At 44.9% G+C, this 22,602-nt stretch carries 22 protein-coding genes; 17 read left to right on the top strand and 5 right to left on the bottom strand.

Going from position 1 to position 22,602, the window contains the following annotated elements; genetic code table 11:
• The first annotated feature begins 303 nt into the window (after positions 1-303).
• Positions 304-831 carry a phosphatase PAP2 family protein gene (locus H70737_RS06395; protein WP_042185706.1) on the top strand — a complete coding sequence of 176 codons (528 nt, stop codon included), beginning with the start codon at positions 304-306 and terminating at the stop codon, positions 829-831.
• A 49-nt stretch (positions 832-880) separates the two neighbouring features.
• On the top strand, positions 881-1,996 hold the full coding sequence (locus H70737_RS06390) for an MGDG synthase family glycosyltransferase (RefSeq protein WP_081382712.1): 1,116 nt from the start codon (positions 881-883) through the stop codon (positions 1,994-1,996).
• A gap of 84 nt (positions 1,997-2,080) precedes the next feature.
• Here the strand turns inward: H70737_RS06390 and trmB are convergent, their stop codons facing one another.
• Positions 2,081-2,797, bottom strand: a complete 717-nt coding sequence (trmB, locus tag H70737_RS06385; protein WP_036679523.1) for a tRNA (guanosine(46)-N7)-methyltransferase TrmB — start codon at positions 2,795-2,797, stop codon at positions 2,081-2,083.
• Positions 2,798-2,993: 196 nt separating this feature from the next.
• Complete coding sequence (locus tag H70737_RS06380) at positions 2,994-3,179, bottom strand: hypothetical protein (RefSeq protein WP_042125061.1); 186 nt, start codon at positions 3,177-3,179, stop codon at positions 2,994-2,996.
• A 323-nt stretch (positions 3,180-3,502) separates the two neighbouring features.
• On the opposite strand from H70737_RS06380, the gene H70737_RS06375 reads away from it, so the two are divergent.
• From H70737_RS06375 to H70737_RS06360, 4 genes are read left to right on the top strand one after another with little or no spacing between them, the layout of a single operon-like run.
• On the top strand, positions 3,503-4,459 hold the full coding sequence (locus tag H70737_RS06375; RefSeq protein WP_042185702.1) for a tRNA modification radical SAM protein MnmL/YtqA: 957 nt from the start codon (positions 3,503-3,505) through the stop codon (positions 4,457-4,459).
• Positions 4,459-5,061 (top strand): tRNA 5-(aminomethyl)-2-thiouridylate-methyltransferase MnmM, encoded by a 603-nt coding sequence (locus H70737_RS06370; RefSeq protein WP_042185699.1) that lies wholly within the window; start codon positions 4,459-4,461, stop codon positions 5,059-5,061. Before H70737_RS06375 ends, H70737_RS06370 begins: the two co-directional genes overlap by 1 nt.
• A gap of 46 nt (positions 5,062-5,107) precedes the next feature.
• A complete protein-coding gene (locus H70737_RS06365; protein ID WP_042185697.1) occupies positions 5,108-6,076 on the top strand; it encodes a type I phosphomannose isomerase catalytic subunit in 969 nt (322 codons plus the stop codon).
• Positions 6,077-6,103: 27 nt separating this feature from the next.
• The gene (locus H70737_RS06360) at positions 6,104-7,054 is read left to right on the top strand and encodes an alpha/beta fold hydrolase (RefSeq protein ID WP_042185695.1); all 951 of its coding nucleotides are present in this window, start codon (positions 6,104-6,106) and stop codon (positions 7,052-7,054) included.
• 309 nt (positions 7,055-7,363) lie between these two features.
• On the opposite strand, the gene H70737_RS06355 is transcribed toward H70737_RS06360, so the two are convergent.
• A complete protein-coding gene (locus tag H70737_RS06355) occupies positions 7,364-9,271 on the bottom strand; it encodes a B12-binding domain-containing radical SAM protein (RefSeq protein ID WP_042193418.1) in 1,908 nt (635 codons plus the stop codon).
• Positions 9,272-9,287: 16 nt separating this feature from the next.
• Entirely contained in the window at positions 9,288-11,123 is a 1,836-nt protein-coding gene (gene recQ / locus H70737_RS06350; RefSeq protein ID WP_042185693.1) for a DNA helicase RecQ, read from the bottom strand.
• A gap of 170 nt (positions 11,124-11,293) precedes the next feature.
• On the opposite strand from recQ, the gene H70737_RS06345 reads away from it, so the two are divergent.
• From H70737_RS06345 to H70737_RS06300, 10 genes are all read left to right on the top strand, one after another.
• On the top strand, positions 11,294-12,907 hold the full coding sequence (locus H70737_RS06345; protein WP_197071268.1) for a spore germination protein: 1,614 nt from the start codon (positions 11,294-11,296) through the stop codon (positions 12,905-12,907).
• A complete protein-coding gene (locus H70737_RS06340) occupies positions 12,900-14,003 on the top strand; it encodes a GerAB/ArcD/ProY family transporter (protein WP_042185691.1) in 1,104 nt (367 codons plus the stop codon). Before H70737_RS06345 ends, H70737_RS06340 begins: the two co-directional genes overlap by 8 nt.
• Positions 13,996-15,219, top strand: coding sequence for a Ger(x)C family spore germination protein (locus tag H70737_RS06335; protein WP_042185689.1), 1,224 nt, complete (start codon positions 13,996-13,998; stop codon positions 15,217-15,219). Before H70737_RS06340 ends, H70737_RS06335 begins: the two co-directional genes overlap by 8 nt.
• Before the next feature lie 24 nt (positions 15,220-15,243).
• On the top strand, positions 15,244-15,432 hold the full coding sequence (locus H70737_RS06330; protein WP_042185688.1) for a CLC_0170 family protein: 189 nt from the start codon (positions 15,244-15,246) through the stop codon (positions 15,430-15,432).
• A 93-nt stretch (positions 15,433-15,525) separates the two neighbouring features.
• Positions 15,526-16,518, top strand: a complete 993-nt coding sequence (locus tag H70737_RS06325) for an RluA family pseudouridine synthase (RefSeq protein ID WP_042185686.1) — start codon at positions 15,526-15,528, stop codon at positions 16,516-16,518.
• A 103-nt stretch (positions 16,519-16,621) separates the two neighbouring features.
• Positions 16,622-17,041, top strand: a complete 420-nt coding sequence (locus H70737_RS06320; protein ID WP_042185684.1) for a GNAT family N-acetyltransferase — start codon at positions 16,622-16,624, stop codon at positions 17,039-17,041.
• A 97-nt stretch (positions 17,042-17,138) separates the two neighbouring features.
• Positions 17,139-17,660 carry a hypothetical protein gene (locus tag H70737_RS06315; protein WP_042185682.1) on the top strand — a complete coding sequence of 174 codons (522 nt, stop codon included), beginning with the start codon at positions 17,139-17,141 and terminating at the stop codon, positions 17,658-17,660.
• A 47-nt stretch (positions 17,661-17,707) separates the two neighbouring features.
• Positions 17,708-18,103 (top strand): hypothetical protein, encoded by a 396-nt coding sequence (locus H70737_RS06310; RefSeq protein WP_042185681.1) that lies wholly within the window; start codon positions 17,708-17,710, stop codon positions 18,101-18,103.
• Between the two features lie 20 nt (positions 18,104-18,123).
• Positions 18,124-18,693: a TetR-like C-terminal domain-containing protein gene (locus tag H70737_RS06305; protein ID WP_042125036.1), complete on the top strand. Its 570-nt coding sequence runs from the start codon at positions 18,124-18,126 to the stop codon at positions 18,691-18,693.
• Between the two features lie 156 nt (positions 18,694-18,849).
• A complete protein-coding gene (locus tag H70737_RS06300; RefSeq protein WP_042185679.1) occupies positions 18,850-20,430 on the top strand; it encodes an oleate hydratase in 1,581 nt (526 codons plus the stop codon).
• A 141-nt stretch (positions 20,431-20,571) separates the two neighbouring features.
• On the opposite strand, the gene H70737_RS06295 is transcribed toward H70737_RS06300, so the two are convergent.
• Entirely contained in the window at positions 20,572-21,294 is a 723-nt protein-coding gene (locus tag H70737_RS06295; protein WP_042185677.1) for a DsbA family oxidoreductase, read from the bottom strand.
• A gap of 274 nt (positions 21,295-21,568) precedes the next feature.
• On the opposite strand from H70737_RS06295, the gene H70737_RS06290 reads away from it, so the two are divergent.
• Positions 21,569-22,501 carry a glycosyltransferase family 2 protein gene (locus tag H70737_RS06290; RefSeq protein WP_042185674.1) on the top strand — a complete coding sequence of 311 codons (933 nt, stop codon included), beginning with the start codon at positions 21,569-21,571 and terminating at the stop codon, positions 22,499-22,501.
• The last annotated feature ends 101 nt before the right edge of the window (positions 22,502-22,602 follow it).

Here is a 22,602-nt window from a genome sequence, read left to right as displayed (position 1 = left end):
GACCAAGAGTATTCTTATTCTAGGCAGACTTCACAATTTTTATATGTGTTGCTTAAAAGAATTGTATGGATTCCATTTATTTGGATCCTTATTTATCTCTTACCCTTTTAAACATGTTTAGTCCGCTTGAATCATTGTACGGCGTTAGCGGCTCTAAGTCAAAACTAGCAAATTTCTAGCAAAACTGAGCTTTTCCTTGAAATGGACTACCTTTAAAAAGTATGATTAAGACAGATCTAATGCTAAAGAACGGACTGCTCATAAGCACCTGTTATCGGTAGCCGACTGGCGGAGGGACAAGATATGAGACATTTATTCATGAAGCTACATCTCTGGGAGCGGCACCTTTTTAAGTGGATCAACGGACGAATGCATAATCGTTTTCTGAACTTTTGGCTCTTCTATCTCACTCATTTGGGTGGAGCTACAAGCACAATTGTTATCAACATACTGATATGGGCATTTGCTCCTCAGCCATGGAGAACCGCTAGCCTGCAAGCAATGACGGCTCTAGCTGTTAGCCATTTGCCCGTTGCTGTCGCTAAAAAACTGTATCCACGCATGCGGCCTTATCTGGCGTTACCGGATACGAACACATTTCGTAATCCATTAAAGGATCATTCCTTTCCTTCTGGTCATACTACAGCTATCTTTGCTTCAACGGTCCCATATATGGTAGCATTTCCTGCCTTGACCGTTATTCTGCTGCCGCTGGCCTGTATTGTCGGGTTTTCACGCATTTATCTGGGATTACATTATCCATCTGATGTCTTTGCAGGCTTAGTGATCGGAACCAGTGTTGCAGCGGGCACTATAGCCTTATGGATCTGAAGTATATATGGTTAAACCGGGAAAACCTTTGAGAATAGGTGAATCAAAATTGCAAAAAAAAAGAATTTTAATACTCTCAGAAGGCTTTGGAGCAGGACATACTCAAGCAGCTTATGCGCTGTCGAGCAGTCTGCGCCAACTGTCACCTAATTTACAAACGAAGGTGCTAGAACTTGGGAATTTCCTTAATCCCAAAATGGCACCCATTATTCTGTCTGCTTACCGTAAGACGGTAACGACTCAGCCAAAGCTGATGGGGTACGTCTACCGTCACCAGAAATCATTTAATCGTCTTACCACGCTTGCCCTGCATCGTATATTTTATACGCATACCAAAAATGTTGTAATGCAGTTGAAACCTGACGTTATTGTCTGCACACACTTCATTCCGGGTGCTGTAGTATCTCGTCTTAAGAGAGTGGATCCTACCCTAAAGATGCCTCTCGTAACTGTTATAACGGATTATGACGCACATGCCAGTTGGATCAGTCCAGAGGTAGACCGTTATCTGGTATCAACACCAGAGGTTAAATCCAAATTGCGTATGCGAAACATTCCTTCTGCAAAAATTCAGGTTACTGGGATACCCGTACACCCTAACTTTTGGCAGCATCCTGGAAAGCAGGAGATTCGACAGCAATTCAATCTCAAGGATATGCCAACGGTACTAGTCATGGGCGGCGGCTGGGGGATCATGAACGATCAGGTTGTAAATGCCTGTCTGGCGGAATGGCGAGAGAAGATTCAGATTGTTTTCTGTCTCGGCAAGAATGAAGAGCTGCTTCAGGAAATGAAAGAAGACTCACGTTATAATCATCCTAATATATCCTTGATAGGCTTTACGCGTGAGATTGACAAGCTGATGGAGGTGTCCGATCTGCTCGTCACGAAGCCGGGTGGAATGACCTGCAGTGAAGGGCTCGCTAAAGGAATACCGATGCTTTTCTATAACCCTCTGCCCGGGCAGGAGGAGGAGAATTGCCGCTATTTTACCGCAGCAGGTTTCGGAGAGCCGATAGAGTCTTTAGACGTAGTCGTAATGTGGATGGAACGTCTATTAAACAACTACGAGGATGTGCAGAATAAGCGAAAACTTCATCTTGAGGAAATCGCCCGTTACCACCCATTGCAATGTGCTCAGAGCATTATCGAATTATTGGAATAGTTAATTTAAAAGCGGCAGCCTCCAAACCATTTGGAGGCTGCCGCTTTATTATTGAAGCACATCTTTTGGAGTAGTGCTTTGTAACTACAACCGATATTTGTCCAAACGGGTAGCTTGATACTGCTTGAGCGCTTCCGCACCTACAATGGCCTCACAACGATGGATATTCACGCCACGTCCGACAAATTTCGTCTCGTATTCCGTCATAATATGATCCTCATTTATGATGCCGTCCGCATGTAGGTCTAACGAGATATTTTTCATCTGTAGACCAAAGTCCGCAAATGCATTTAATGAGAATTCAAATAGGCTTCGAGAATCTGTTTTCAAATGAATTTCACCTAAGTCGCTTAGCAGCCCCCGATATTTGTCAAGAAAACGCGGGTGTGTCAAACGACGACGAGCATGCTTACTCTTTGGCCATGGATCACTGAAGTTAAGATAAATTCGTTCCAGCTCTCCTGGAGCAAATACTTCCTCTGCATAATCAATATTGGCGAGTGCCAATTTCAGGTTGGGCGGCGTCTCATGACCTGCCGGCTCCCATACTGCTCTAGCCTTATCTCCAGCACGGCGGATCAGCTCATCATACATATCAACGCCGATAAAATTAATATCGGGATATTTGAAGCTCATTTGGCTGATAAACTGTCCCTTGCCCATTCCGAACTCCACATGGATCGGATGATCATTTCCGAATAGCTTGGACCACTCACCTTTATAACTCCGAGGGTCAAGAATGACTAGATCGGTCTGTTCTTCCAAACTTTCACGTATTCCTTTTCTTCCGCGTAAACGCATAGGTATTCCTCCGATTATCTCTTATACGATAACTGTCACTTGCAATATTGTGCCGAAATTGTCCCGAAAAGTAAAGGGATTGGGGTAAAAAAGAAAAAGGAATTCTCTGGCTCAGCTCTTAAATGAGCTATCCAGGGGAATTCCTTCGTTGTGTATATTTGGAATTAAGGCTCATTCTTGTCCGGTAGATTAGGATCTACTTTGTGTTTGAGCTTGTGGCAAATGTCTTTTTTTCGAATGCGCTGCGAATTTTACGCTGTGCATCTGTCTTGATCTTAGGGTTGCCGTTAAATTCCACACCTGTTAGTGCAAGGGCTTCATCTGGCGTTAAGTGGACTTCAATCGAATCTTTACCCTCAGCATATACCGTTTGAGAATTCATTGCTATCACCTCACGGTTATTATTATGGATCGAACGACACGAAATTATGAACTCCTGGCTGAATTTCTTTAAGCCACAGCAGCTTTTCACACTCTGAATATAACATACTATGTAAGCATTTTCAAGTTGAAAGCGCCTTACTTTCGGCCTATTTTTCATGCCAGTACCGGGAGTGAATGTTACGCCGAGCTCTGTTTTTTGATACAATGTATTGGATTATAAGAAACGGCTGTGTGTTCTTTTATAAAGGATGCCATCCGTCTCAGAAAAATATAAGGATAAGGATACTTATCCATGTTTATATTTTCAGAAAGGAGCTCCTCGTGTCTAATCTTCAATACACTACTCCTCCGCAGCTTTGGGGAGATAAACGTTTTCATACCTGGAATTACGAAATGCGTGAACATTTGAATACCAAGGTATTCAAAGTTATGCTTGATGCAGGCTTTACCTGTCCCAACCGTGACGGCTCCATCGCTAAAGGTGGTTGTACTTTTTGCAGTGCCAGAGGTTCTGGTGATTTTGCGGGAAGTCGCCGAGATGATCTCGTCACCCAATTTAATAATATCCGTGACAAGCAGCATCTAAAATGGCCAAACGCTAAATACATCGGATATTTTCAGGCCTATACGAATACGTACGCTCCGGTCGAAGAGCTTAGAGAATATTTCGAAGTGATTTTACAGCAGCCAGGTGTCGTTGGACTATCTATTGCTACACGGCCTGACTGTTTGCCGGAAGATGTTGTCGAATATTTGGCCGAGCTAAACGAGCGCACGTATCTGTGGGTAGAGATGGGTCTCCAAACTATACACGATTCCACTTCTGAGCTAATTAACCGGGCTCACGACAGCCAGTGTTATGTAGATGCTGTTGAGAAGTTGCGGCGTCACGGCATTCGTGTCTGCACCCATATCATTCACGGTCTCCCACAGGAGACGCATGAAATGATGCTCGAAACGGTATCTGCTGTGGCTCGCATGGATGTACAAGGAATTAAGATTCACCTTCTGCATCTCATGCGTAAAACACCAATGGTGAAGCAATACGAAGCTGGGTTGCTACGATTCATGGAACAGGACGAGTATGTGAAGCTCATTGCCGATTCACTCGAAATTTTGCCCCCTGAAATGATTGTACATCGCTTGACTGGAGACGCTCCTCGGGATCTCTTAATCGGACCGATGTGGAGCCTCAAGAAATGGGAAGTGCTAAATGCCATTGACGATGAGCTAGTTGCTCGTGATACTTGGCAGGGTAAGTATTGGAGGAAGAGCTAATGGGCTTTATGTCCGTTTTAAGCTTTGCTCATAAATTAATCTCTGAGCGGTTAACTTTAGGTGATCGTGCGATTGATGCCACTGTAGGTACTGGTGCTGATACGCTTTTTCTAGCCAAAACAACCGGAGCTCGCGGTGAAGTCTACGGCTTTGACATTCAAGCTGCAGCGCTGAACCTGGCTGAAGAGCGCCTGCGGCTTGCAAAAGAGGAAGCTCCCTCGCTCGCCACCGTCACCTTACTGGAACGTAGTCACGCCGAAATGGCTGAAGCTGTTCCAGCGAACTGGCATGGCACCGTTGGAGCTGTAATGTTCAATCTAGGCTACTTGCCTTCAGGAGATGCCGACAAGAACATCATTACTCAGCCGGACAGCTCTATTGCAGCCTTGGAAGCTTCTCTCCAGTTACTGCGTCCAGGTGGGATCATTACGGCAGTTCTTTATCCCGGCCATGCAGGCGGAGATAAAGAAGCCGCTGCCGTTGAATCTTGGGCAGCAGCTGTTTCCCAAAAGGTAGCACAAAGCATTGTTTATCGTCAGCTGCAGCGCACGGATTCACCTTATATGATTGCGCTCGAAAAGAAAAAAGGAAACCCCTCTTAAACTGTAAGCATCAAACTATTTTATATTTGGGAAGGAAGATGTAGCAATGACTCAACCATATCCTTTGAAATTTCAACCGGAGTTTAAAGAACGTGTCTGGGGAGGCCGCGCGCTGGAGAAATTCGGCCTAGATCTACCTGAAGGACATATTGGCGAAGGCTGGATGATCGCCGATCACGCGAATGGAACGTCTTCGGTGGTAAACGGAGAGTTAGCCGGTCAAGGCTTAGATCAAATTCGTGAGCAGTTCGGCCATGAATGGTTCGGAAGCAAAGGGATTTCAGAAACGGGTGGAAGATTTCCTCTACTAATCAAATTGCTGGATTGCAACGACAATCTTTCCGTTCAAGTCCACCCTACAGATGATTATGAGGGATTGCCACAAGGTGAACTGGGCAAAACAGAGATGTGGTACGTGTTAGACGCTAAGCCAGGTGCCAAAATCATCTATGGTCTTAAAGAAGGCGTGGATCGTGAAACTTTGCGGGAAGCACTGGAGAAAGGCACCGTTATGGATAGCCTTCAAGAAGTATCTGTCTCTGCAGGAGACTCCTTCTATATTCCCGCCGGAACCGTTCATGCGCTATGTGCTGGTGTCGTTGTAGCAGAGATCCAGCAAAATTCCGACACTACATACCGCATTTATGACTATGACCGTCCAGGCCTGGACGGAAAACCACGTGAGCTTCATATTGAAGATTCACTTAATGTTACAGCTTATGAAGGCGCCGGGGCTACTTCGATGAAGACAGATAACGCAGTCCCTGGAGAGTGGCTGCAACTTGCCGCTTCGCCATATTTTATCGTAGAAAAAGGAATCGTAAATGGTTCATGGGACCTCACCACTACAGAAGACAGCTTCACTATTCTAGTCATCTGTGAAGGCAGCGGACATCTTACTTGGGATGGCGGCTCCCAACCTTATGCTGCAGGAGAATGCTATCTGATTCCTTCCAGTCTCGGCCGTTACGCTATCGAAGGTCATTCTACTGTGCTTCGCTCTTATTTACCATAAGTCGAGAACCTTTAGGAGGAATGGACCATGAAGGAAAATAGCTTTACCCTAACGGATCCCATAGGTGTAAATATCCATGTCTATGAATGGTTACCCGCATCCGATGTGCCAGTTAGAGGAATCGTGCAAATTTCTCACGGTATGTGTGAAACAGCTGTCCGCTATGCTCGTTTTGCGGAAGCATTAACCGGAGTAGGTTATGCAGTATATGTCAATGACCACCGGGGACATGGTAAAACCGCTGGTCAAGTCGATCTGCTTGGCGATGTTGGGGAGGACGGATTCTATTGGATGCGGCGCAATCTGCTCCAGGTAGCAGCCAAAGCACTCTCCAAACATGAAGGTAAGCCCATCTTTCTATTCGCTCATAGTATGGGTTCCTTTCTGGCTCAAAAGCTGATGTGTGAAGAGGGTAACGAAATCTATGAAGGATTTATCCTAAGCGGTACAAATGGTCCTCGCGGTATGCTGCGCCTTGGAGAATCTCTGGCTAGTGCACAGCTCAAGTTAAAGGGTGAACATCACCGAAGTGTACTACTGAACAGCTTAGTATTCGGCAGTTACAACCGTGCTTTTTCTCCCGTAAGAACTGCATATGACTGGCTGAGCAGCGATGATGCGGAAGTTGATAAGTACATTGCCGATCCATTCTGCGGAGCCATTTGTACAACACGCTTTTTCCGTGGTTTTTTCCACCTCCTAAGGGAGATCCATTCCGAGGAATCACTTAGGACATTATGTACAAGTAAGCCCATTTATATATTTGGTGGGGATAAGGATCCTGTAGGGATGAGCGGCCAAGGCATTCCTCGTCTTGCGGAGCTGTACAAGAAACGAGGGATATCGGACGTAGAGTATCGGCTCTATCCAGGAGGCAGGCATGAAATGCTTAATGAGGTGAACCGGGATCAAGTTACAGCCGATGTGCTTAACTGGTTAGAACAGCATCTCCCTTCTGAGGTTACGACTACAGCTTAAAAGAAAACCGTAGGTTTTTTGGATTATTTGAGACAGAGCAGCGATCCTCCCGTTATTAGGGGATCGCTGCTCTTCGTTTTGGGTTGTGAGCAGCTTACATTACTCCTAGCTCCTTTCTTCCCCTCCGCTCCCGGACTCATCTGGCGCTTTTGCAGCCATTACTATCCCACTTCGTTTTCGGTCTTAGAAGACTTTTATGGCCAATCATCACTTCCCTCCACCACTTGCGAATTCAGAAGACGCTTGCGCATGTAACAAAAAAAGACCGCCCCCAAAGGAACGGTCTTTCCTCCCAACACAATCGCCCTATTACAAAGGCAGCGTATAATACTGAGCGCGTTGGCTCTCATTCTGCTGATACATTACGATTAGCAGCGTGCGACCTTCTCGAACGGAAGGTGATTCAGCTATGGCTACAGCAGAGCTTGTGGTTTGGACAGACTCTTCTAAACTACTCTCTGTAACTCCCTGTATTAATGACTCAGGAGAAGGTACAGTCCCGTCGTTAGCATCGCCTGCTTCCTCTTCCTCTGAACCCCCATCCGCCCGTAGACCGCTGATGGATTCCAGCACCGCTTCAAGCGAGAACGGTAGCACTTCAAGCACCGTATATTTTTGCAGCTCTCTTTCACTGAGTCCGGCTTCTGCCAATTGCGCAGAGATTTGACCCGGATTAGCAGCGATATCCCTCAAGTAACTCGACCAATCTGACTTATCCAGTACGAAATCCCACCAGATTTTGCGAGGCTTATACTTGTGTCCTAGGAAATAATCAAGCTTCATTAGCCCAGTAATAATATCCATAGATGGAGTCCCACGATCTATCAAGAAGGACTGCAAACGGGTAAAGAGATCTTCTAGCTGATGCCCAATCTTTTGCCAGCCTCTCTCCTCCCAGTAGTCACCGAACTCCTGAAAGAAATCAAATGGTGAATCAAACACGTGACGGATCAAGTATTTGGCTGTATGGTCCATCCGGTGGCTGTTCCAGTATTTCTCCAGCACATCCTCAAGCCGCTTCAAACGAATAATATCCGAGAAGGTCATCATATGACTGCTAAGAATTTCGTAAGGGGCATGTTCCATATACGTATACTCATATTTTGCCGCCTGTGCACGCAGACCCGTCCCGCGAAGCATTTTGAGGAATCCAAGTTGCAGCTCTTCTGGCTCCATAACGAATACATCGTTAAAGGTTTTACGGAAGGTGGTGTAATCCTCCATTGGAAGCCCTGCGATTAAATCCAGATGCTGATCGATATTACGACTTTCCTTAATCTTCATTACCGTACGAGAGAGCTTCTTGAAATTCTGGCGGCGTTTAACAAGCTCGTTCGTCTCATCATTTGTAGACTGTACACCAATCTCAAATCTAAAGATGCCCGGAGGCGCATTATTCGACAGGAAATCCAGAACTTCTGGCCGCATGATATCTGCTGTGATTTCAAACTGGAACACACAGCCTTGATGATTATCGATCAGGAATTGAAACATTTCCATCGCATAGTTGCGGTTGATATTGAAGGTGCGGTCCAAGAATTTAATGATTTTGGCGCCATTTTCAATTAAGTAGAGTAAATCAGACTTCACTCGTTCAATATCATAGTAACGTACGCCTACCTCAATACTGGATAAACAAAATTGACAGTTAAACGGGCACCCACGGCTCGTCTCAAAATAAACAATACGTTTGCTCAGATCTGGAATATCCTCTGGAAAACGATGCGGTGTAGGCAGCGTATTTAGATCGCTTTTGGGACGAGGTGGATTTACAATGATCTCCTCTCCCTTACGATAAGCAGCTCCGTACACAAAATGAAATTTCCGGTCGTCTCTCAGCTCCTGCAACAAATGATGAAAGGTCTCTTCTCCATCTCCGTTGACGATGAAATCAATGCCAGCTTCTCTCTTCATCCAATGCAGCGGCTCATAAGAGACTTCCGGTCCTCCGAGAACAATCGTAACCTCAGGCATCACTTGCTTGAGAATTCCGATCAGCTTGAGCGTCTCTTCGATATTCCAGATATAACAGGAGAAGCCAATCACATCTGGCCGTTTCTGAAACAAGTCGGACACGATATTCATCACGGGATCTTTAATGGTGTACTCCACCAAATGAATATCTTTAAATTCATGCTCACTGTAGGCTTTAAGCAAACGGATCGCCAGTGAGGTATGGATATATTTTGCGTTTAGCGTGGTCAGAACGATTTTCAATGCTACACGACCTTTTCTACATTTCATTTTGAAAAAACTCTAGGAATGCCTTACCATACTTTCGGTATTTCACTTCCCCGACACCCTTTACCCTCAGCATTTCCGCTTCGGTCTGCGGGCAAACCACACTCATCTCACGCAGCGTGGCATCATTAAAAATAATATATGAGGGCACATGCTCACGTCCCGCCAACTCTCGCCGGATCAGACGCAGCTGCTCAAAGACGGTCTCATTGACTGCCGAAGGTGAGAGGTCATGCCCGCGACTACGAACTCGCGTACCAGATGCCGCACCTGCTCGTGATGGCCGCGCTACTCGCTGCATGACCTCACGCTGTCCGCGCAGTACCTCAGCAGCCAAAGGCTGGAGCCGCACTACGGGGTATTGTCCTTCAGACAAAGCAAGATATCCCTCAGAGATGAGTACATTAATGCTCTCTGAGATTTCCTTCTCTGTCCGGCTCGACATCGCCCCATGCGTTGGCAGCTTGTCAAAACCATATTGCATCACTTTCTGATTGCGAGAGCCTTTCAGCACAGAAGCCACTAATGCTACTCCATAACGTTCCCGCATACGGTGGATGCAAGAGAATATCTTTTGCGCATCTACGGTCATATCTATAAGCTCTCGTTCATCTGTACATGAGCTGCAAATGCCGCATAACTTGTCCTCATGCTCCTCTCCGAAATAATCCAGCTGGGCACTGCGCAAGCAGCGGGTAGTATAACAATAATCAATCATTTGCTGAAGCTTGCGATATTCGTTAGCTTTACGGTCCGTGTCCTGCGGATTCTGCTCGATCAGGAACTTTTGGGTCATAATATCCTGCGCGCTAAAAAGCAAAATACATTCACTCGGCTCCCCGTCACGACCAGCACGGCCTGCTTCCTGAACATAAGCTTCCATATTTTTTGGCATATTGTAATGTATTACGTACCGGACATTGGATTTATCAATCCCCATCCCAAAAGCGTTGGTGGCCACCATGACCCGAATATCGTCATAAAGGAAGCCTTCCTGGCTATCTGCCCGCTCCTGATCATTCATACCTGCGTGATAACGGCCTGCCGCTATTCCTGAAGCCTGCAGCCTTTGATATAGATCATCCACTTCTTTGCGTGTAGCCGCATATACAATACCCGGCTGATGAGAATGCGTTGCGGTGTAATCCATGACGAACTCCCGCTTATTCTCTCCACGTAGCACAGACATCGCTAAATTATCTCTTCCGAGTCCAGTCATGAAAATACCCGGCTCGCGCAGACGCAGCAGCCGAACCATATCCTCCATAACCTCTGGTGTTGCCGTCGCTGTAAATGCAGCCAAGATTGGCCGTTCTGGCAGCTCGTTCACAAAAGGCGATACCGACAAATAGCTTGTACGGAAATCATGTCCCCACTGAGATACACAGTGCGCCTCATCCACAGCCACACAGGAAATCGCCAGCTCAGCCATCTCCAGACGGAACCAGTCCAGCTCTAGCCTTTCGGGCGCAACATAAAGCAGCTTCAAATCGCCGCGACGGGCAGCCCGAATCCGTTCATTTACTTCTTTCCCGCTTAACGTGCTATTAATAAAGGCTGCCGGAATACCTGCCGTGGTTAACGCATCGACCTGATCCTTCATCAGAGAGATCAATGGTGAGATCACCAGTGTCAGCCCAGGAAGCAGCAGTGCGGGAACTTGATAGCAAATCGATTTCCCACCTCCCGTAGGAAGAATACCGAGTGTGTCGCGACCTTCCAGCAAGTTCTGAACAATCTTCTTCTGACCATCCCGAAAATCCGGATAACCGTAATATTTTTGCAGCTCAGCCTGCGCCTGTTCAATAGTAGGTGCTTGCATCATCATATCTCTCATAACCCCTTAAGCGTTTCTATCTTTAGTTTAGCGGTCAAAAGTGTATTGAGCAACACTCCTTAACTATGGTCACCATGTTCTTCCTTTGAAATATTTACATAAAAGGCCTTCTTTTAAGCCAAGCTTTAAGAAGAGAGATTTCATAGAAGGGTGGAGCGACCGTGCAAAATTGGAAACAAAAATATACCTCCTTTAAACATAAGCCTGCACGCAAAGAGTCCTCTGCCCAGGACAATCGTCCGGTAAAGCCACTGGATTCCAGCCTGGAGAGCAATATAAGCTTCATTCAACAAGTCTTTGGAGAAGACAGCGATCTTATAGTCCGTAACTTCAAGGTGTACGGTAGACATGATGCGGCTATTATCTTTTTTTCTTCTGTGGTGGACCAGAATCAAATTCAGAACTATGTTTTAAAGCCATTAATGAATGTTTCCTCTGATCTCTCAGAAATTCCAAAAGATCTAAAGGATTTACCTGATTACATCTGGAGTATGACAGTACAAGTAACACAAGGTAACCGTACTAAGGACCTAAATACTCTAGCCTCCATCTTGTTGGAGGGAAATGTAGTTCTAATCATAGATGGAATGGATCAGGCACTTTACTTCAATCTGCGTAAAATTGAGCATCGTAGCATTGAGCAACCTCAAACTGAACAAGTTATACGCGGTTCGCGTGATGGGTTTATAGAGAATTTAGAATCCAATATCTCTTTACTTCGCTATCGACTGCAAACGCCGGATTTTCGTGTAGTAACTGCCCCTCTTGGCGTACGGACGCGCTCAAAAGTAGCTGTTTGTTATATCGAAGGAATAGCCGATCCAGGGCTAGTTCAAAAGGTGATGAGAAGATTATCAGCAATAAATGTAGACGGCATCCTTGATGCGGGGTATATCGAGCAATTCATAGAAGATCATCCCCTCTCCCCGTTTCCACAGGTTCAGCCAACCGAACGCCCGGATAAATCTATAGCCTCTTTATTAGAAGGACGAGTCATCATCCTTGTAGACGGTTCACCATTCTGCCTCATCGTCCCGGCGCTCTTCAATCAGTTCTTTCAGACGATGGATGACTATACAGAACGTTTTGTTGTAGGAAGCCTCCTAAGAATGATCCGCCTGATCGCATTATTGTTTTCCCTTTTCTTCCCAGCCTTATATGTATCCATTATCTCTTTCAATCCTGAGCTACTGCCGACAGAGTTCGCCGTAGCAATAACTGGTGCAAGAGCTGGCGTACCCTTTCCAGCCGTATTGGAAGTTCTGATTATGGAAGTCTTCATGGAGGTGCTGCGCGAAGCAACCATTCGCTTACCGCAAATGATTGGCGGGGCTCTTTCTATTGTAGGTGTGCTTGTCATTGGTCAGGCAGCCGTAGCAGCAGGTCTGGCGAGTCCAACTACCGTAGTTGTTGTCGCTATAACGACCATAGGGTCTTTTGCCACACCCGCTTACAATGCCGCAATCTCTTCAAGAATGCTTAGATTTCCATTGATCATATTGGCAGGCTGCTTTGGTCTGTACGGAGTAATGCTTGGCACTATTGTTATTGTTAACCACTTATTATTCTTGGAATCCTTCGGCGTTCCCTACATGACACCCTTTGTGCCTACGATTTGGAAGGACCTCAAGGATAGTATTGTTCGTGTACCTTTATGGTGGATGCGAAGTCGCCCAAGCTTTCTCAATACACCTGATCCCGATCTTCTTGCGAATGATATTCCCAAAATGCATACCGATCTGATTTTTAAGGAGAAAAGTGAAGCTGATGAATAGTAACCGCCCTATAACAACGATCCAAGTCATGGCTGTAATCATCAGTACGATTATAGGAATAGGAATCTTAAGTATTCCTCGTTATATGGCTGAAGCCGGAGACAGTGGTGCACCGCTCGTAACTGCTTCTGGCGTACCTGTTGCTTTTTTAGGTTGCTGGTTTACAGCGGTTGTCTGCCGAAAATTCCCTAACGAAACGTTGTTCGTATTCAGCCGCCGCCTTCTCGGAACTTGGCTCGCGGATATTTTCTCCATGCTTATTTCTTTGTTTTTTGCTTTCTCTGCTGGGATCACCATGCGCCAATTTGGAGAAGTATGTGTTGCGGTTGTCTTTAAAAAGACACCCATAGAAGTAGTAATTCTCTTAATGCTCCTACTGGTTGCCTTATCAATCCGTAGAAATATTGTAAAATTCACTTATGTACATGTTTTTTATTTACCCTTTATTCTATTATCCGCTATCGCAATTATATTGGTAGCTATGAGAAATGTTGATGTTCTGAACTTGCTACCCCTCACCGGAAATCACACCACCTTTTCAAGCTTTTCCAAAGGAACGATTACGTCCGCTGGCCTTTATCAAGGCACATTTGTCATCATCCTGCTGGTTCCTCTAATGAAAAAACCTCAACAGATCCTTAAAGCAGGCACTATTGCGCTTGGTATCATTGGATTCATTTATGTAATGATCGTTTGGGTCACTCTAGGCATGTTTGGAGCTCAGGAAACCAAATTACTGTCCTATCCAACCCTAGAAGCAGCTCGCTCCATATCCATCGGCGCAGGACTATTAGAACGGTTTGATGCTCTTTTTATAATAATTTGGGTGATTTCTATATTCACTACCATCTTTACGAACTACTACTTAGCCGCATACTCTCTGCAACAAGTGCTGCGGCACAAGGATCACCGCCTAATATCCAGTTTCTTACTTCCACTTATCTTCACTTTTTCACTTTTGCCGAGAAACATATTTCAGGTCTATTCATTTGCTAGCATTACAGCGATAATCGGTTTGATTTTTTTGACCTTCTATCCTCTTTTATTATGGTTAGTCTCTCTAATCCGAAATAAAGGAGCCATTTCTCATGAATAAAAAAATTTATAAGCGTGTAGTTCTTATTTTTATTCTCTCACTCCTGTCTGGATTGCTCGCAGGTTGCTGGGACCAGCTCGAAATTGAAGATCGTGCATTGGTGCTAGGGTTATCCATTGATTCCGTCCCTCCAGACAGCAAAACAAATGATGACCAAACCACTCATCTTAAAAGCGCAAATATTAACTTACCCCAAATTCGTGTAACCGCCCAAATTGCGGTTCCGGGAAGAGTTCCACTCGGACCAGGCAGCGGGGGTGAAGGCGGAGGCGGAAATCAAAATCCAGTATGGGTCGTAGAAGTATACGGGTACACATTAGATGACGCCATGAACAATTTGCAGCAGCAAATTTCTGATCCACGTTATCTGATTCATTTACGAGTGATTATTATTAGTGAGGACATAGCAAGAAAAAGCATGGATGACTTAAATGATTATTTGCGTCGCAATCCAGAAGTTCGTCGCCGGACCTGGCTGCTAGTATCCGAAGGGGAGGCTGCCAAATTTATGAATATTAATCCTCCGCTGCAGCGAGTGCCGACCCTTTACATCCTCTCTACCATGGAAAAAGCAGTGACATCGGGGAAATTTCCTGCTGATTATATAGGTGTATTCTGGTCAGCAGATTCCAAATGGGGCGAAAGTGGTTATCTGCCTTACGTCTCATTACATCAGGAAGACAATATCATGATTAAAGGCCTAGCTTACTTTAGTGGTGGAGTGATGGTCGGTTCGACGATTCCCATTGAGATTGGCGCATATATGTCCATGAAGGGCATTAATCCCGGGGGATACTCCGATCTTTTTTATGCTGATGAATTCGGTCCGGTGATGCTCAAGGTCAACGACCGGTTCACGAGGGTGAAAGTTCAATTCAAAGAGGGTAAACCTCACATCACCTATAACCTCTCTTTAGAGGCGGCTCTGGATGAGCATTTACGTAGTGATATCCCTATCAGTTCCAGCCGTTCTTTAGAAAAGATTGAAGATATCTTTCAAAAGAGAGTGATCGGTATTTTCAACCACCTTATCGAAGAAACTCAACAAGCGCATTCCGATGTCTTTGGCATGGGTGAATATATTCGTGCATATGCTCCCTCCTACTGGAAAGCCCATGTTCGTGACAAACATGACTGGGAGCAGCAGTATTCCAATCTCAGTATTGAAGTTAAGTTGAAAACTCACATCGACAGAGTAGGTCTTAAACAAAATTAAATGACCTTTATAGGAGGCTCTACTATGTTCTATCACCAGCTAACCTACGTAATTGTTGCGCTGCTGATCTCCAGTGTTCTGTTGCTTACTGTGGATACTAAAATATATGCAGTCAATGCTATGCACCGGGAAAAGAAATACGCTAATGTGATCGGTTGGATATATTTCAGCTTATTCCTGCTGATAGGACTAGCTCAGCTATTCTATCTATAAATCGAATTCGTTTCTTGCTGCCCTTCACATAGTATTTCTTAACCGCCCATGGTATATTGAGGAGTACAATATTAAAGGACGGAGAATGCAGTCATGAACACAAGAAGAAATCCTAAAGAAACAGCCAAAAGAGGTACTCGTTCCCACAGCAATTCCCACAGCAAGCCAAATGGCAAGCTTAATCATAAAGCTAAAGCACCCGCAGCGCCCAAGTCTTTTACAGTAAATGAACCTTCTGAGCTGCTACCCTTCTTACTCATCCATATCACAGGCCGTGGACGAAATGCTATTAAATCTATCCTCTCGCGTGGACAAGTAGCAGTGAATGGCAAAGTAGTCACACAGCATAATTTTCAATTGCATCCGGGTCAAACTGTGACGATTGATCAAGAGAAGCCTGTACAAGTAGCGGAAATGATCGGACTCACCATCGTCCATGAAGATGATGATTTAATCATTATTCAGAAGGATGCTGGACTGCTGTCGATTGCCACTGCGGAAGAAAATGAATTAACAGCTTACCGCCAGCTTATGGAGCATGTCCGCATCAGCAATCCTAAGAATCGAATTTTTGTCGTGCACCGCTTGGACCGCGATACGTCTGGGGTAATGATGTTTGCCAAAAGCGAACGGATCCAGCAAGCACTGCAAACTACGTGGAAGGATACCGTGAAAGAACGTTCTTACGTAGCTCTAGTCGAAGGCGCCGTCAAAAGACCTGAAGGTACAGTGAGCTCTTGGCTAAAAGAAACCTCTACCCTGAAAATGTACTCCAGTCCTCATGAAGGCGATGGTCTACATGCGATCACACATTATAAGCTCATTCAGGCGAACCGCCACTTCTCGTTACTTGAGGTAAAGCTTGAAACTGGACGCAAAAATCAGATTCGTGTTCATATGGCAGATATCGGCCATCCGATTGCAGGAGACAAGAAGTATGGTGCAGAGACCAAAACGGTAGGCCGTCTCGGTCTGCATGCTCGTGTACTTTCTTTTATTCATCCTACTACAGGAGAGTTAATGACCTTCGAAAGTCCAATTCCGAAGACATTCCTGAAATATACCGCACCTGCACCTACGAACTAACAAGATCACAGTGAATACCCATTCATCCTAAGGGGGCTGATTACAGTGGAGCTTACTACACTACAATCGCTACAATAACTTAACAAAGAATGGGTGATTAGCTATGACAACAGCACATCATTATGAATGTATTGAACGTTTACCCACGCCTGAGGAGCATGCCTCCTTATGGGAAGCTGTCGGTTGGGGGAACGTGAATACGGAAATGACCGCAGCCTCTCTCGCTCATTCGGTGTATGGTATGGTCGTTGTACAGGAAGACAAGGTTATCGGTATGGGGCGGATCGTCGGCGATGGTCATATGTATTTCTATATTCAGGACGTAGCCGTGTTTCCCGAATTTCAGGGCCAAGGCATTGGTAATGTCATTATTGAGCAGCTACTACACTATATTCGATCTCATTGTTTTTCTGGCGCGTTCGTCGGACTTTTCGCATCACATGGGAATGATACCTTTTACGAACGATACGGCTTTCAGAATCATGCCCCGGGTATGACGGGCATGTTCAAGGTCATGGAGTAACAAGCGAAAGATGCCCGGTCCATATGGTCCCTGGGCATCTTTTTCACTTCTATTTAGATCATGTTACAATACTAATAAACAAAAGAAGGTGCCATTATTGTTCCATCCTACTGTCTTCGATAATATTAAAATTGCTTTTGAGAACCAAATCTACGATTACGATAATTTGGACGGAATTCTAGTAGTTACGGATCGTTCCGACCTTCTGAATATGGCATTGATGTCCAGAGAATTCAGCCTTTCCTTCCAATTGACGGCTGGCAGGAGCGTAACCGCCGAAGTCTTTCTTACTTCATCTGTGAAAGATCTTAGCGATGAAATATTGGAAGTGCCTAACACGGATCCCGGCTGCAATCTTTCGTTACGTTTTTATATGGAGATCGAAGATATTCCTGCTGAATGTCAGGCAATCGAGAGTATTCTCAAAGCGATCTGGGGGCCTGAATTCCAGCCCGTGCAATCTTTAAGCTTCATTTATGGTCAAGAAGGTGAAACCTACAACAACTGCATCGAGCTGCGATTCAAAAGGCAAATCACGGAGGAGCAGATGGAGGACATTCCGAACCTGCTGAATCATCTTCTGCAAAGTGTAGAAGAACTGGAATCTTTCTCCGTATAATCCCTACTGCACACCGTTCGTACTTTGGAAAAAGAGGTGAGCCAGAAATGAAATTCCTGCCTGCTACCAAAAGTAACCGTTGGTTTATCTGGATGGCTGTTTATGGTGTTTTTCTGTGGTTGCTTTTCATTCTGCACAGATTCGTTATGATGGCTCATACATTAGATGTCACACTCTTGCTGCGCTTCGCACTCTTTTCCATTATTGTATCTGGTATCGTTAACGTCTTAGCGTGGTTCGGAGCTCGTCTACTCTGGTTAATCACTACAACAGGAATAATCATCGGTTCAGTAATTATGCTAAGCTACACCTATAGAGAGATGTCCGGTTGGGAGGATCTCGCGGGACTCCTTGCTTTTTTCTTTTTTACATGTGGAGGATTTGCACTCGGTTTATTGGCGGAAGGAATTCGTCTGCTAGTTAAGCAGTGGCCGAAAGCTTGAACGGAGGAGATGATCGATCGTTGTCCAATTCTTTTCTAACCAAAAATGCATTGTCCCATTCCTTAAAAGAACTAATGGAACATACGTCGCTCAATAAAATTACAGTCAAACAGCTCGTGGACCATTGCGGACTAAATCGACAAACTTTCTATTATCATTTTCAAGATATATTTGATTTACTCGGTTGGATCTATAAGACTGAGGCTGTAGAGAGCATCGCCCAGTATCGTAGCTACAGTACGTGGACGGACGGTTTTTATAGAATCTTCTGCTATATCGAACGAAATAAAACCTTTTGCTGCAACACCTTGAACTCACTGGGCAGAAATCATCTGGATGCGTATCTATACGAAGTGACGAATGATCTCATTATGGGTGTCATAAACGAACTGTCCGCCGGGATGGAGGTTAGCCATGAAGATAAACATTTCATTGCTAACTTCTATACACTGGCCTTCACAGGCCTTGTCATTCAGTGGATGAGAGACGGGATGAAGGAGCATCCGGATCACATTATCGAGAAGCTAAGTGTACTCATTGAGGGGAATTTTCTAAAAGCTTTGCACAAATATGAGAACAAGCCGTTGTAACCTTTGGGTTCAGCGGTTTTTTTGTCTAAAAACTAGACACATAGACCGTAATGACTAAAATCCATACACTCTAAAAGGATTGATTATACCTTCAAAATTGGAGTTGGTTTACATTAAGAATGTGATTATTTCAACAACAACTTGGAGGCGACCATTGTGAAAAAAGAGTACGGTAATAAACAGGTTTATTTTGTCGGTGGCGGAATTGCATCCTTAGCGGGCGCGGCTTACCTGGTCAGAGACTGTGACTTTCCGGGACAGAACATTCACATTATTGAAGAGATGAAGATTCTCGGTGGCAGCAACGACGGCGCAGGTGACGCTGAGCACGGTTATGTCATTCGCGGTGGCCGGATGCTCAACGATGAGACCTATGAGAATACATGGGATCTACTCATGTCGATTCCCTCCCTCGACCATCCTGAGAAATCCGTTAGAGAAGAGATTATAGAATTCGATACCGCCAATCCAACACATGCTAACGCTAGACTCGTTAACCGCAACGGTGAGGTGGAAGATGTATTATCCATGGGCTTTGATATGGCTGACCGGCTTGCGATGGGTAAATTAATTATTACACCGGAAGAAAAAATGGGGAAAGCTCGGATTAACGACTGGTTTGGTCCACACTTTTTCACCACGAACTTCTGGTATATGTGGGCTACTACTTTCGCCTTCCAACCTTGGCATAGCGCGGTAGAGCTTAAACGATATATGATTCGCTTCGTTCATGAGTTCCCAAGAATACAAACCCTGGAAGGCGTAACCCGCACTCCATATAACCAGTATGATTCCATCATCTTACCTATGCACAAATATCTCGAAGGCTTTGGTGTAGACTTTACATTGAAATGTACAGTAACTGACCTGCAGTTCAAAGATGGAGATGGCATTACCGTAACCCAAATGAACGTCCTGCGCCAAGGTGTCCCAGACGTTATTAACATAAGCGAAGACGATATCGTAATCGTCACGAACGGCTCCATGACTGAAGGATCAAGCCTTGGATCCATGACCTCTGCCCCACGTCTCAATGGGAAAGGTAGCTCATGGAAGTTATGGGAGAACATCGCCGTCAAAAAACCAGGTCTCGGCAATCCATCCTCCTTCGATGATCATATCGATGGTTCGAAATGGGAGTCCTTTACCGTGACCTTCCGAGATTCCAAATTCTTCGATCTTATGGAGAAATTCACTCGCAATCGTGCGGGTACTGGCGCATTGGTTACCTTTAAAGATTCAAGCTGGTTAATGTCCGTTGTCTTAGCCTTCCAACCGCATTTCCGCAATCAACCGGAGCATGTAAAAGTATTCTGGGGCTACGGTTTATACCCTGACAACGTAGGAGACTTCGTGAAGAAGAAAATGAGCGAATGTACCGGGGAAGAAATTATGGAAGAATTAATCGGTCATCTTCATTTCGAAGAACATAAGGACGAGATCATGGCAACTGCCAACTGTATACCATGTATGATGCCTTATATCACTTCACAATTCATGCCTAGATTAAATAGTGACCGACCTAAAGTAGTTCCTGAAGGCTCCACTAACCTTGCGTTCGTTGGCCAATATTGCGAAATTCCAGATGATGTTGTATTCACGGAAGAATACTCTATCAGAGCAGCAAGAACTGCAGTATACACCTTGCTCGGCATTAACCGGCCTATCGAACCAATCAATCAGCATCAGTATGATGTCCGCACCTTGTTCACAAGCTTCATCACTTCTTTTAGATAAACACATCATAAAGAGACAAGCGCTCCCGGATAGATTCGGGGGCGCTTGTCTTTGTAGTGTGTAAAACAGAGCAGAGTTTCGGAATTAAAAAAAGAAGAAATGGATACTTCTCCATCTCTTCTTCTCCACACTATACGAACTTTATATATTGCAAGATCCATCTGCGCAGCCATCATCCGTGGATACTTCGGATTTTCCATTGCCAACCACCTGCAGCTTTGGCCCTGCTTGCTCCTCCGCCCACACAGTATCCAACACCTCTGTAAATACAGGTCCTGGCTGTGCACCAGATAACGCATATTTATTGTTGAACACGAAGAATGGTACACCGGTAATATTAAGACGGCTTCCTTCCTCGATATCGCCGTTCACTTCAGCTGTGTAAGCATCTGTCTCCAGCATTGCCGCAACTTCTGCCTGATCCAGCCCTACCTCGGCAGCAAGTGTAGCAAGTACACTGCGGTCTCCAAGATTCAATGAATCCGTAAAGTAGGCACGTAGCAAACGTTCGGACATTTCTGCACCTTTTCCTTTTGAGCTTGCAAAGTGACTCAGGCGGTGGCTGTCGAAAGTATTCGTATGCTCCACTGTATCAAAATTGAATTCCAATCCCACATCTTGTGCTTGCTCAGCTAACTGAGCATTCATTGCTTTTGCTTTTTCGATAGACATTCCGTATTTGGTAGCCAACAGCTCATGAATATTCTTATCTGTACTCACCTCTGCGTGTGGATCTAGTTGAAAGCTACGGAATACCACCTCTACTTGATCACGGTTCGGAAATTGACTCAGCGCATTCTCCAAACGTCTTTTACCAATATAACAAAATGGACACGCATAATCGGACCAAATATCTATTCTCATGAAAAAAACCTCCTAATATTATTGTTCATTTGTAACTGCTGAATAAGATTGATAACTAAATATTCGTCGCTTACTATTATATAGTTAAAAACCGAAAAATACAAACTTAACTTTTATTTTCAAAAAAATCTCTTTAGACCTGAACCCCAACTAAAAGTATACGAAAGTGGTATATACGCTCTTCTTCAGGAACGATAGAATCAAGGTAACCATTTCGCCGGGAGACTACATTCAGATTAGCGGACGAAAGAAGTCCTGAAGGGAGATTCAAGATATGTATGATCTATCTATAGTGATTCCTACCCGTAACCGAATCGACGACCTTACGGTGTGCATAGAGTCCATTGGCAAGCAGACACAGCTTGAAGACATCTCCATCGAGCTATGGATTGTCGACGACGGTGAGATCCCTGAGGACAGATTAGCCTATTGTCGTGAAATACTAACTGGATTACCGCAGGCTAAACTTCATTATCATCGCAAAACTAAGCCTGGTCTCTGGCTTTCCCGTTACGAAGCGCTAGGACTGATCCATGCAGAAATTATGCTCCACTTAGATGATGATGCAGAATTAGATGACTCCTTATATATTCGACGATTGCTAGATACTTATGCAGCCGATGATTCCATTATTGGTGTAGGTGGTGTAGCCAAAGGCATACATAGTAGCATGCCAAGCAGGCTATTCGGTATGCTAACCGGACAAATGTCCGGATCACCAGGCAGATTGTCGGCAAGTATGTTTGCAGGCTCGCAATTCCTTTGGGGAGAGAAGAAGCATGTATTTGAAACTGATTTTTTTCACGGCTGCAATATGTCCTTCCGGCGCTCGGCACTACGTGATATTAAACCCTATCCATGGATGACAAGCTATTCCATAGCCGAAGATATTTATTTGTCTCATTTGGCCAGCCGTTATGGCAAGCTTGTGATTAATCCCGCGATGAAAATCATCCATCATGAGTCGCCAGGCTCTCGCGATAAGGCAGGCGTTGTAGCACATGCTACCGCCATCAACCACTACTATCTGCTCAACTTGCGTAAAGCTCCTTTTATGAATTATGCTGCCTTGATCTGGACATTGACTTGTCTGACGGCTAAAGCAACTCTAAAACGGAATTTCAAAGCTGTTAGCGGATATGCCAAGGGTATCCTCTTCGTATTAAATCCTCGCAAGAATAAATATAGTGAATATATGCTCGATTAAGTAGCATCGTTTACTTCTAAATCTGTAGCACCGCTCCGAATCAGGATACGGGGCTTTTTTCTATGTCGCCCGATTATAACCCTAAATGTGTCATGAAATTA

Origin of the sequence: Paenibacillus sp. FSL H7-0737 (genome assembly GCF_000758545.1) — a bacterium.
Classification (GTDB): domain Bacteria; phylum Bacillota; class Bacilli; order Paenibacillales; family Paenibacillaceae; genus Paenibacillus_AQ.
Note: the sequence above shows the minus strand (reverse complement) of the source record. Positions and strands in the feature narration are given on the sequence as shown.

What these genes read in the sequence shown, in the direction of transcription:
- H70737_RS06395 (WP_042185706.1), top strand. Translation starts at nt 304, where the DNA reads ATGAGACATTTATTCATGAAGCTACATCTCTGGGAGCGGCACCTTTTT.
- trmB (WP_036679523.1), bottom strand. Translation starts at nt 2,797, where the DNA reads ATGCGTTTACGCGGAAGAAAAGGAATACGTGAAAGTTTGGAAGAACAG.
- H70737_RS06380 (WP_042125061.1), bottom strand. Translation starts at nt 3,179, where the DNA reads ATGAATTCTCAAACGGTATATGCTGAGGGTAAAGATTCGATTGAAGTC.
- H70737_RS06370 (WP_042185699.1), top strand. Translation starts at nt 4,459, where the DNA reads ATGGGCTTTATGTCCGTTTTAAGCTTTGCTCATAAATTAATCTCTGAG.
- H70737_RS06365 (WP_042185697.1), top strand. Translation starts at nt 5,108, where the DNA reads ATGACTCAACCATATCCTTTGAAATTTCAACCGGAGTTTAAAGAACGT.
- H70737_RS06360 (WP_042185695.1), top strand. Translation starts at nt 6,104, where the DNA reads ATGAAGGAAAATAGCTTTACCCTAACGGATCCCATAGGTGTAAATATC.
- recQ (WP_042185693.1), bottom strand. Translation starts at nt 11,123, where the DNA reads ATGATGATGCAAGCACCTACTATTGAACAGGCGCAGGCTGAGCTGCAA.
- H70737_RS06340 (WP_042185691.1), top strand. Translation starts at nt 12,900, where the DNA reads ATGAATAGTAACCGCCCTATAACAACGATCCAAGTCATGGCTGTAATC.
- H70737_RS06335 (WP_042185689.1), top strand. Translation starts at nt 13,996, where the DNA reads ATGAATAAAAAAATTTATAAGCGTGTAGTTCTTATTTTTATTCTCTCA.
- H70737_RS06330 (WP_042185688.1), top strand. Translation starts at nt 15,244, where the DNA reads ATGTTCTATCACCAGCTAACCTACGTAATTGTTGCGCTGCTGATCTCC.
- H70737_RS06325 (WP_042185686.1), top strand. Translation starts at nt 15,526, where the DNA reads ATGAACACAAGAAGAAATCCTAAAGAAACAGCCAAAAGAGGTACTCGT.
- H70737_RS06320 (WP_042185684.1), top strand. Translation starts at nt 16,622, where the DNA reads ATGACAACAGCACATCATTATGAATGTATTGAACGTTTACCCACGCCT.
- H70737_RS06310 (WP_042185681.1), top strand. Translation starts at nt 17,708, where the DNA reads ATGAAATTCCTGCCTGCTACCAAAAGTAACCGTTGGTTTATCTGGATG.
- H70737_RS06295 (WP_042185677.1), bottom strand. Translation starts at nt 21,294, where the DNA reads ATGAGAATAGATATTTGGTCCGATTATGCGTGTCCATTTTGTTATATT.
- H70737_RS06290 (WP_042185674.1), top strand. Translation starts at nt 21,569, where the DNA reads ATGTATGATCTATCTATAGTGATTCCTACCCGTAACCGAATCGACGAC.